This is a genomic window from Ornithinibacillus salinisoli (assembly GCF_042684965.1).
Taxonomy (GTDB): domain Bacteria; phylum Bacillota; class Bacilli; order Bacillales; family Amphibacillaceae; genus Ornithinibacillus; species Ornithinibacillus salinisoli.
Window position 1 is genome coordinate 86,559 of the sequence record NZ_JBHUMI010000014.1, and the last position, 11,082, is coordinate 97,640.

Below are 11,082 nucleotides of genomic sequence, written 5' to 3' on the forward strand. Positions count from 1 at the left end.
ATCCTCGTTCATTATACTTTAGTTTAAATTGTATTTTCACAGGAAAATTAAACACTTGGCAAGTATTCTTTTTTATAAACTGCTATAATCTAATACTATACACAGTTAATAAAGGAGCAATAACCTTGATCGAAGTATACACAGACGGCTCATCAATAGGAAATCCTGGACCAAGCGCAGCTGGTATTTATATTAAAGCAGGTGAAGATAAATATGAATACTCCTTCCCATTAGGAGTACTATCCAATCATGAAGCAGAATTTCTAGCAGTAATTAAAGCACTAGAAGTTTGCAAGGAGAAATTTCCAAATGAAATACTATCCTTCCGATCGGATTCTCGTTTAGTTGTCGATACTATCGAAAAAGATTTCACGAAAAATCAAACCTTCCTACCCTTGCTCGAAAAAATAAGAGAGCGATCAAGCTCCTTTCCATATTTTTTCATCAAGTGGATACCCGAGAAAAGTAATGGAAATGCCGATAAGTTGGCTAGGAAGGCAATTCGAATACTGTAGAACAGTGGGGTTTGCCTCTTAATGGTGTAACCCCATTGCTTGTATAGAAGAGAATATATTCTAATATCGTTTCTCTCCCTCTATTTCCATACGTAATTGCTGGTTTATATTGGAAGCGTTCTACTGAAGTATTTTCTAGTAAAGCAAAGAATCACGAATTGATCAGACTTCCTCTTGGTATTTTTGTGTTGATATTGAGTTTTGAAGTTCCTAAAAAAGTGCCTGTCACCGACAAAATTCGACGGGTGACAGGCACCTTTTTAATTCTTTCAGTTATTATTCGTAATAGCTGTAAACACTTCTTCTGTTCCTGCTGTTACTTCTTTCCTAGTTTCATTTTGACTGATTTCAAACTGATCTTTATTCAATACAAGTATTGGTGTGATCGTGTTATATCCTTTTTCACCTAATAGGTTCAAATCCATTTTTGCTAGAAGGTCACCTTTTTTGATTTTATCTCCAGCAGATACATGGATCTCAAAGCCTTCCCCTTTTAGATTTACCGTTTCTAATCCCATATGGATAAGCATTTCTGCTCCTTCATTTGAACGGAATGTAATCGCATGTTTCGTCGGGAAGACATCAACGATTTCCCCTTCAACAGGAGATACAACCGTACCGTCAGATGGCTCAATCGCAATTCCGTCACCCATCATTTTTTGAGAGAAAACATCATCTGGTACTTCCTCCAATGGAACTACTTTTCCAGAAATAGGTGCTACAACCGAAGTAGTTGCTCCTACTTCAAATTCTCTCCCAGCTCCTACAGAATCTTCGCTAACATCCGCTTCTGTCACTTCTTTTGATGCTGCCTGATTAGGAGTAAATCCATTATTAATAATATCCAATATCTGATTTTTAATCGTGTCTGAAGTAGGACCAAATATTGCCTGTATGCCATTACCAACTTCTAACACACCTGCAGCTCCAAGCGCTTGTAACTGCACTTTATCTACATTGCCTTTATTATTCACGCCAACACGTAATCGAGTGATACATGCATCTAAATTGCTAATATTTTCTTTTCCACCAAGTGCTTGTAAAACATCATAGGCTTTTTGATTTGCTCCTTGAACACCGTTACCCTTAGATTTTTCTTCATAATCTTTCTTCGTATATAAACGGTTTGTATCTTCAGTACCTCGACCAGGTGTGAGGAGATTCCATTTTCCAATTGCCCAACGGAATACGAAGTAATAAATAACTGCCATTCCTAAACCAACGATAGGAACATACCACCATGGCTCACCTACACCAGGTAAAATACCGAATAAAGTGAAGTCAATAAATCCGGACCCACCTGCATACCCAACATTCACATCAAGAATGTACATCAGCATGAAGGAAACTCCAGCCATTAACGTATGGAATACATACAGTAATGGTGCTACGAATAAGAAGGTAAATTCAATTGGTTCTGTAATCCCAGTTAGGAAAGCAGTACCTGCAGCTGTTAATAATAAACCTGCAACTGCCTTCTTATTTTTTGGCTTAGCCATGTGGTACATCGCTAAAGCAACTGCTGGTAACCCGAATAAAACAAATGGGAATTTTCCAGCCATGAAACGTCCAGCTGTAATTTCAACTGCGTCATTAACTTGCTTATCTGCAAGCTGTGCCATATACATTGCTGTATCTCCTGACACAATGGAACCTGCTAATGTTGTATAAGTTCCTCCAACCTCAGAGAAACGGATTGGAATATAGAAAATGTGGTGTAAACCAAATGGAACTAATCCACGTTCAACTACCCCATATATAAACATATAGAACGGTGGTGTATTTTCACCAGATAATGCTGCCCCTAAATTGTAAATCCAGTCTTGAACCAATGGCCAGACAACTGTAAAAATAAGTGCGATGATAATCGAAAATCCGGCTGTAATAATTGGTACAAATCTTGCCCCACCAAAGAACGAAAGCATCTCTGGCATTTTGAAGTCATGATATTTTTCATATAGTACTGCTGCTACAAACCCCATGACGATACCGCCAAACACCCCAATTTGCAGTGATGGAATCCCTAGCTCTAGACCGTAACCTGCTTCCGAAATATTATCCATATTAATACCAAGTACAATACCAATTACGGTATGCATGACGAGATAACCAACTTAAGCAGATAATGCGGCAGCAGCTTTTCCACCAGTCCAGCTACCCGCAATCCCGACAGCAAATAAAACACCGAGATTACTGAAAATAGCACTACCGGCACCTTTCATCAAATCAGCTGTTGTCTGCCAAAAACTATTCTCCAAAAACGGTAAATACTCCATTAAATATGGTGACTGTAATGTTGTTCCGATTCCTAAAAGCAAACCTGCAGCCGGTAATAATGAAATAATAACCATAAACGTCTTACCAATACGCTGGAAAAAATCAAACGTAAAGACCTTCTTCATAACAATAAACCTCCCCGTAAACGTATACATTTTAAGTGCCATTTTAGGTGCCTGTCACTTGTCGAAACTTGTTGGTGCCTGTCACCTGTCGAATTGTGTCGGTGACAGGCACCCCAACCTTATCGTAGTTCTGGCCAGTAGCCTTTGTTTGCTTCGATTAGTGCGTCTAGTACTTCTCTTGCTTGTTTTGCGGATACTACGGTGCGATTTAATGTTAATGCTTGTAACGCTTTACCGTAGGATTTTTCTAAATATGCTTCTACTGTTAACTTTTCGTAAGCATATTGCCCTTCAATCATACCTTTATAAAATGTTGGGATCTCCCCTACTGCATATGGTCTTGGTCCATTAACCGTAATACTTGCAGCAACTTCCACCATTGCATCATCTGGTAAGTTACTCACTAAACCATTGTTTTTCAAGATAACAATAAAGTTATCGCCTTTATTATGAGCAATTGACTCCGCTACGATCAGAATAAATTCTCCATGTGCATCATTATGAACCACATTAGATTCTTTTGAAGTACCCATTTCCGCTACACGCGCACAATCTTCAAAGACGCGCTTCTCTCGACCTGCTTGTACTTCATTCGTACGTGTAAACTCTGGATTCAATTTATTCAACACTTTATCTGGGTATAGATAATATTGTAAATACGTGTTTGGTAAGTAATCCGGGAAATCACGAACCATTTGCTCTACCATGGCATACGTATCTAACCAGGATTGATCGCGTTGCTCTGCATCAGCAGGACGGAATCCTCCATTAAGAATATTTTCACGTAATTCCGGCAACAAATCTTTTCCTTCTTGATTATATAAATGTGTAAACCAACCAAAGTGATTTAAGCCGAAATATACCGGATCAAAATCACGCTCATTCATACCTAGCAACTTACCATACGAACGAAGCAAGTTTTCCGGTTGGTCACAAATGTTAAGAATGCGATTGTCCTCCGGGAAAATTTCCTGTAATGCAACCGCAACGATTGCAGCTGGGTTTGTATAGTTTAAAATCCATGCATCTTGTGATTTGGCACGTACATCTTTCACCAATTCAACCATATCGCGAATCGAACGCATACCGTAAGCAAAGCCACCTGGTCCACACGTTTCTTGACCAATTAAACCCATGCTCAATGGAATTTTCTCATCTTTTTCACGCATTGCATATCCACCAGTACGCATTTGGCAAAGTACGAAGTCAACATCTTCCGTAAATGCTTCATCTTTATCCGTTGTATAACTGAAATCTAGTTCTGGATATTCTTCATTAAATAAAACTTTCGCAAACTCTCCAATTGTTTGTTGACGTTCCGCATCGATATCATACATCACTAATCGATTAATCGGAAACGTATCTTTTCTCGTACACATCCCCTTTAATAATCCTGGGGTCCATGTGCTACCTCCACCAACAACTACAACATTGTACTTTTTCATATAGATCATCTCCTAGATGTAAATGTTTGTTTGTAACCGCTTCTAGGGACATCATAACGGATAAAAACGAAAACGCTCCAAAAATTTCATTTTATGAAACTTTTTATAAATTGTTCTATAATGGAACGTACAATGGAGGAGTGATTCCGTGTACAATTTCATGGCTAAATTATTGAATTTTATAGAGTCTTCCACAGACCATACAAAATCTGAAATAATCATCGCAGAATATATTTTAAGAAATGTAGATAAAATTCCCTCGATGACTATTTACGAGTTAGCAGAGGCATGTCATACATCACCAGCTACGATTACGCGATTTTGTCGGCGATTTGACAATATCACGTTTAAAGAACTGAAGGAATATGCACGCACGTTTATTGAGTTTAATGATTCCGAAGTAGAAATAGAAAAATTAGAAGAGAAATTCAATGTCGAACAACTTAGCCGTTATTTTGATGAGCTACAAACATCCTTAGAAGAAACAAAACACCTATTACAATCGAACGAAATTATAAAGGTAGTACATCAAATTCATCAATCCGTCAAAGTGTCCTTTTTCGGGGTGACATTTTCCCACCTACTCGCAAGAAATGCACAATTTAAGTTTATCCGGCTTGGGAAATATGCTACTGCATACAGTAATCACGAAAATCAAATAACAGAAGCAGAATCAATGACAACAAAAGATCTAGCAGTAATCGTCTCTTTCTCTGGGGAAACTAGATTCATTGTTCGACTCGTAAAAGTACTTAAAAATAAAGGAATTCCAATCATCGCAATTACCGGAAATGAACAAAGCTATCTTGCACAACATGCCAAACAAGTGATCAAGATTAGCGATCATAAGCTAGAGCATTTAAAATCACCTATTGTAGAAGAAATCAATTTATTAAGCGTGATTAATTCCATCTATCTTGCATATTCGATTATTTTCAAATAGAAGGAGAGAAACCACATGAATATCGTCGTTGCACCAGATTCATTTAAAGGAAGTCTTACATCATCACAGGCTTCCGCAATTATAAAAAAGGCTATTCAGTCACTTGGATTCGGTGATACTGTTACGACCAAGCCCATGGCAGACGGCGGCGAGGGAACCGTTGATGCATTAGTAACTGCTTCTAACGGAAAACGCATAGCCGTTACATGTACTGGACCACTTGGGGAAAAAATCAATACGTATTACGGCATGATAGATGAACAAACCGCTGTCATTGAAATTGCTAATATCGCTGGACTAGTACAAGTTCCAGTAGCGGACAGGGATCCTGATATAACAACCACCTATGGACTTGGTGAGGTAATAAAAGATGCACTGGATCGTAACTGCACATCATTCATTATTGGACTTGGTGGTAGTGCAACAAACGATGCTGGATTAGGTCTGTTATTAGCACTTGGTATGAAGGCTTGGGATCAAGATGGAAATGAGGTTGGTATTTACGGTCGTGATTTAACAAAAGTTACACGCATTAGCCTAAATGATGTGGATCCACGAATATATGATGTAACTGTACAGGTAGCATGTGATGTAGAAAACCCCCTTTTCGGTGAAAAAGGCGCTAGTGCAGTATATGGACCACAAAAAGGAGCTTCACAAAAACAGGTCATACAATATGATACTGCCATGAAACACTTTTCCGAACTTGTGGAGACTGACCAATTATTAAAGTTTAGTTCTATTGCGGGCGCAGGGGCCGCTGGTGGATTAGGGTTCGCTTTTCTTTTACTAGGAGCAAAGCTTTTGTCCGGTGCAAAACTTGTCGGAGAAGCATCATATATGGAAGAAACGATTAAACAAGCTGATCTTGTTATTACAGGAGAGGGACAAAGCGATGAACAGACCTTATATGGAAAAGCTCCTGGATACATTGCGGACCTTGCCAATAAATACGACGTTCCAGCAGTATTAATTTCAGGATCACTTGCTGGAAATATCGATCCACTACTAGAAAAATTCAGTGGCTGTTACTCGATAATCAACCAACCATTATCAATCGAAACATGCATAGCACAAGCAGAAGAACTACTCTACCAACAAACAAAACAAACAATCCACTTCATCCATAAAATAACCAGAAGCTAGGATGAATTGAGGAGAAGTGGTGCCTGTCACCGACAAATTTCGACAGGTGACAGGCACCTTACTAAGACTTTTTCCCCTCCCTCTAATCCTCTATAAGTCTATTGTTTCATTTTTCAAAATATTAAAGGGTTTCATCCTTTCCATGTAGAAATCTATTTATGATCCAAAATTTAATAGGAAAGGAGTCTTTGATGAAAACACATCATGTCTTTTCAAACTTAAGGAAAACATGATAAGGAGGATGAAAGAGATGATATAGTAATCTAGTAATGCGTTCATCTTGTTTCTCAAATGTTGTTCATCATAGTAAATGCTTCCCCTAATAGGATCAACGAAGAAGCCGCAGTAAAGTTAGTTAACTAAATAAAGATCATCATGTGATTCCATTAAATGATAATGTTGTCAATATCCCATCCTAGTAGTTTCAAAAAGGAAAATCTATTTTTATGAAATTTAAGGAGGAGATGTATGATGAAGCTTTACCTTGATCCTGGTCATGGCGGTACAGATAGCGGTGCCACCGGAAATGGTCTCTTGGAGAAAAACGTTAACTTAGATATTGCACTTCGAATTCGGTCAATTTTAGTAAATAATTACGAAAATGTAGATGTTCAAATGAGTCGAACAGGAGATACAACAAAAAGCCTGCAACAACGAACAAATGAAGCAAATGCATGGGGAGCAGATTATTTTCTTTCTATCCATTGCAATGCTTTCAACGGTTCTGCTCAAGGGTATGAAGATTATATTTACAGTGGATTGTCCGACTCTTCACCATCAGCTGGTTATCAAAATACCATTCATGCCGAGATTATAAAAGTTAACCAATTACAAAACCGCGGGAAGAAAAAGGGTAACCTACACGTATTACGCGAATCTAATATGCCTGCACTGTTAACCGAGAATGGTTTTATTGATAATGTGCATGACTCTAATTTAATGAAGCAATCGTCATGGTTACAAAATGTTGCCCAAGGGCATGTAAATGGGTTAGCTATTGCATTTAATCTCCAGCCTCAACAAGATGATTCCGACATCATTTACAAAGTAGTTGCTGGATCATTTAGATCTAGAGATAACGCGGAAGAGCGTGTTGCCTTTCTAAGTAGTAGAGGGATCGAATCCTTTGTTGCTACGGTAACCATTTCAGGAGAGATATGGTACCGAGCCCAAGCTGGAGCGTTTTCCACTAGAGCAAACGCAGAAACCCGCCTCAATGAAGTAAAGAATGCTGGTATTACAGACGCCTATATTATAAGCGAACAGCAAACAACCGTATTACAAAGCACCATAAACGAATAAACATTGGTGCCTGTCACCGACAAATTTCGACAGGTGACAGGCACCTACACAAATCGACTTATTCAAATGTTCCTTTTACAAGTACTTCCCCTTCTTTAACCATATGTCTTCCTTTAGCAAATACATGTTCCAATGCAAGAGATGACTTATTTAGTATCAATAAATCTGCATCTAAGCCTTCTTTTAAAGCACCTTTTGATTCAAAATTTAATGCCTTAGCAGGATTGCTCGTTACAAGTTCCAACACTTCATCGAGCGTCAGCCCATGCTCCTTAACAGCTGCAATCATTTGATCTAACAATGTTTTTTGACTAGCCACACCTAATCCAATTAGGTTACCCGCTTCATCAAACTTAGGCAAACTACCATTGCCATCTGAAGAAACGGTTAGTTGCTTCAGAACTCCACCATTTTCTTTATAGTACCTAATCCATTCACAAGTATCCTCACCAGCAGTTAGATCAACAAATGCACCTTTTTTAGATAAAGCAATTGCATCATCTACAAGTTCCCTACTTCTATTAATATGTGTTGCATAGATTTTAGAAGATGGAATCTCATAATCTTCCAATATTTGATGTAACATATTTAATCGCTCTTTTCCTGGACCGACATGAAAATGTGTCACACCAACTTTACCGCTCAACAGTCCACCAATCCGTGCTTCTGCAACTAGTTTTGCGATCTCACCAACTGTTGGCTGTGCTGATCTTGAATCTGCAATAGCAATTTCACCAGCTCCAATCACCTTATCAATTAAAATCACATCATTCTTCACAGAACCAGTGATCGTCGGTGTTGGAACATGATAATTTCCTGTATAGATATATGTAGTGACCCCTTCTTCTTCAAGTCCTCGTGCTTTAGCTAGCAATGAAGTCATGTGGCGGGTAGTCCCATCGGTTCCCAATAGACCTACCACAGTCGTAACCCCCGCTGATACGATCTCACTTAGTTGTAGTTCAGGCGTTCTCGTAGCAAAGCCGCCTTCACCTCCACCACCAATTAAGTGCACATGCGGATCAATAATACCAGGTGTTACAACATTGCCATTCGCGTCAAATATATCGACATCCATACCAAGTGACAACAACGCATCCTCATTAACACCACCAATTTTTGCAATTTTCCCTTCGATAAGTAACACATCTTGAATACCGATGTGCTTTGGTGTATAAATGTCACCATTTTTAATCAGTTTGATCATTTTAGTCCCCTCTTCCCCAATCTAAAATTACCTTATCTAAGCGTTCCCCATGCAACACTTTTTATATTTCTTTCCACTACCACAAATACAGGGAACATTTCTCCCCACTTTCTCTGTACGTTCCTTTTGATTCACTACAGAGGGAATAGGTCTTTTCATAGACTTCTCCATTAATCCTGATAATTCACGAGGTGTATAACCGTTATTTTCTGGAAGTCTCGTATTGTTAGCTAAATCCATTACTAGCTGAATCACTTTATTAATTTGCTTTTCATCTTTAAAATTGATTCCTCTGTCATTAAACTCATCCATAATTTGCTGGAGAGAAAACCCATATCGACACATTCCTTGAATATATTCACAAAGTATTTCAGCTTTATGATTATCACCACTATAAATATATTTCATTAAATAATCTAATAATGTGTTGTACTCTTCATTTACTTCAAAATAGCAATTTTTTTTATAATTTAGCAGTTCTTCTTGACCAGGAATATAAAATGGTTTTTGCAACCTCTTCCGTAACTCTTCTTCAAAATCACCAAATTGTAGAATGGAGTCCGTAACAAAATAGTCTCCATGAATCTCAGTAAAACCTTTCTTGAGATCCTCTTTAAATTCCATACTAATAGTATTGATTTTTTCCTTATCTATTTTTTCCTCATTCTGCAAGTTGTAAATCTCTACAACCTTGTCTCTATGAACCAGTCCATAAAGATTAGACAGAGAGATAATGTAATCTATGACGATATTCATAGCTTATCCTTCTTCCTTTTTCCGAATTATTAATTTCACTCTACCATTCCCCTTGCCTATCCGCAATTAGCATTACTTATCTAGGTGGGTCAGACCCTCCGTCCCAGTGACCACCCTTAAACCTACTGGGACGAGGGGTCTGACCCCTTTTTTTCCATCTATTCCCTAATGTCCTTTTCATCCTACTTCTGACCTAAAATTTATGATATCCGGATTTAAAATTTTGGTGTATAATTATATCAAAACTTGTACCTTAGAAATATTCGCAAGTTACTAACAATTATATTACAACAGTGTTGGAGGGAATGCAGTTGGGTATTACAAAAGATTTATTTATTAATCTATCAAAAAATAAAGTACTTAATAGTGGTGCGCAGCGTTGGGGGATGCAGCTGGGGGCAAAATCTGTTGTGGCAGGTACAAATATCGAAGAAATGATTGAGAGTGTAAAGGAAATAAATGCACAAGGGATATCATGTACCATTGATAACCTTGGTGAATTCGTTTATGAAAAAGAGGAAGCACGCCAAGCAAAAGAACAAATTCTAGCTGTTGTGGAAGCGATTAACTCGAATCAAGTTGATGCGCATCTTTCCATTAAGCCTACACAAATCGGTTTAGATATCGATTATGATTTCTGCTTAGACAACCTCACGGAAATCGTAGCTGCGGCAGATCGTTATGGCATTTTTGTCAATGTCGATATGGAAAATCACAGCCACCTACAACCATCATTTGATATCATTGATGAAATCTCTAAAACATATACCAATATTGGAACTGTAATCCAGGCTTATTTCTTCCGAGCCGAAGAGGATATTCAAAAATATAATGACTATCGCTTACGCATTGTAAAAGGCGCTTATAAAGAATCCGAAGAAGTTGCCTTTCAAGATAAAAAAGATATTGATCAAAACTATATCAGATTGATCGAGTATCACTTGCTTCATGGAAAGTTTACATCTATCGCAACCCATGACCATCATGTCATTAATCATGTGAAGCAATTTGTAAAAGAAAATAATATTCCTAATAACAAGTTTGAATTTCAAATGCTTTATGGATTTAGAAAAGAACTACAACAAGGACTCGCAAGGGAAGGATATAACTTCTGTACGTATATTCCCTTTGGAACAGATTGGTACGGTTATTTCATGCGTCGTCTAGCTGAACGCCCACAAAATATTAATCTAGTTGCCAAACAAGTATTTAATAAGAAAACCAACACACTAATCGGTGTTGGCGTAGGAGCATTCTTATTAGGGAGATTATCCAAACGAAAAGGGAAATAATTGAACAAGAGAATCAAACTTATCCAAAAGTACGAGTTACCCCCAACAAGGAGGAACTCGTATTTTTTAGTGGG

Annotated in this window: 8 protein-coding genes and 1 pseudogene; 5 read left to right on the top strand and 4 right to left on the bottom strand. The window is 38.0% G+C overall.

Going from position 1 to position 11,082, the window contains the following annotated elements; all coding sequences use genetic code 11:
• Positions 1–125: 125 nt before the first annotated feature.
• Positions 126–515: an RNase H family protein gene (locus tag ACFSTA_RS07790; RefSeq protein ID WP_377556044.1), complete on the top strand. Its 390-nt coding sequence runs from the start codon at positions 126–128 to the stop codon at positions 513–515.
• Positions 516–784: 269 nt separating this feature from the next.
• Here ACFSTA_RS07790 and ptsG read toward each other — a convergent pair.
• Positions 785–2,917, bottom strand: a pseudogene (gene ptsG, locus ACFSTA_RS07795) (glucose-specific PTS transporter subunit IIBC).
• Positions 2,918–3,036: 119 nt separating this feature from the next.
• Positions 3,037–4,362 carry a 6-phospho-alpha-glucosidase gene (locus ACFSTA_RS07800; RefSeq protein WP_377556045.1) on the bottom strand — a complete coding sequence of 442 codons (1,326 nt, stop codon included), beginning with the start codon at positions 4,360–4,362 and terminating at the stop codon, positions 3,037–3,039.
• A gap of 148 nt (positions 4,363–4,510) precedes the next feature.
• Between ACFSTA_RS07800 and ACFSTA_RS07805 the strand changes: the two genes are divergently transcribed.
• The 3 genes from ACFSTA_RS07805 to ACFSTA_RS07815 all read left to right on the top strand — a co-directional run bounded on the left by ACFSTA_RS07805 (position 4,511) and on the right by ACFSTA_RS07815 (position 7,753).
• Complete coding sequence (locus ACFSTA_RS07805) at positions 4,511–5,305, top strand: MurR/RpiR family transcriptional regulator (RefSeq protein WP_377556046.1); 795 nt, start codon at positions 4,511–4,513, stop codon at positions 5,303–5,305.
• Between the two features lie 15 nt (positions 5,306–5,320).
• Complete coding sequence (locus tag ACFSTA_RS07810; protein WP_377556047.1) at positions 5,321–6,451, top strand: glycerate kinase; 1,131 nt, start codon at positions 5,321–5,323, stop codon at positions 6,449–6,451.
• 471 nt (positions 6,452–6,922) lie between these two features.
• A complete protein-coding gene (locus ACFSTA_RS07815; protein WP_377556446.1) occupies positions 6,923–7,753 on the top strand; it encodes an N-acetylmuramoyl-L-alanine amidase in 831 nt (276 codons plus the stop codon).
• 58 nt (positions 7,754–7,811) lie between these two features.
• On the opposite strand, the gene iadA is transcribed toward ACFSTA_RS07815, so the two are convergent.
• Together iadA and ACFSTA_RS07825 are read right to left on the bottom strand one after the other, a co-directional pair.
• Positions 7,812–8,960 (bottom strand): beta-aspartyl-peptidase, encoded by a 1,149-nt coding sequence (gene iadA / locus ACFSTA_RS07820; protein ID WP_377556048.1) that lies wholly within the window; start codon positions 8,958–8,960, stop codon positions 7,812–7,814.
• 36 nt (positions 8,961–8,996) lie between these two features.
• Positions 8,997–9,716, bottom strand: a complete 720-nt coding sequence (locus ACFSTA_RS07825) for a YecA family protein (protein WP_377556049.1) — start codon at positions 9,714–9,716, stop codon at positions 8,997–8,999.
• 317 nt (positions 9,717–10,033) lie between these two features.
• Between ACFSTA_RS07825 and ACFSTA_RS07830 the strand changes: the two genes are divergently transcribed.
• The gene (locus ACFSTA_RS07830; protein WP_377556447.1) at positions 10,034–11,008 is read left to right on the top strand and encodes a proline dehydrogenase family protein; all 975 of its coding nucleotides are present in this window, start codon (positions 10,034–10,036) and stop codon (positions 11,006–11,008) included.
• The last annotated feature ends 74 nt before the right edge of the window (positions 11,009–11,082 follow it).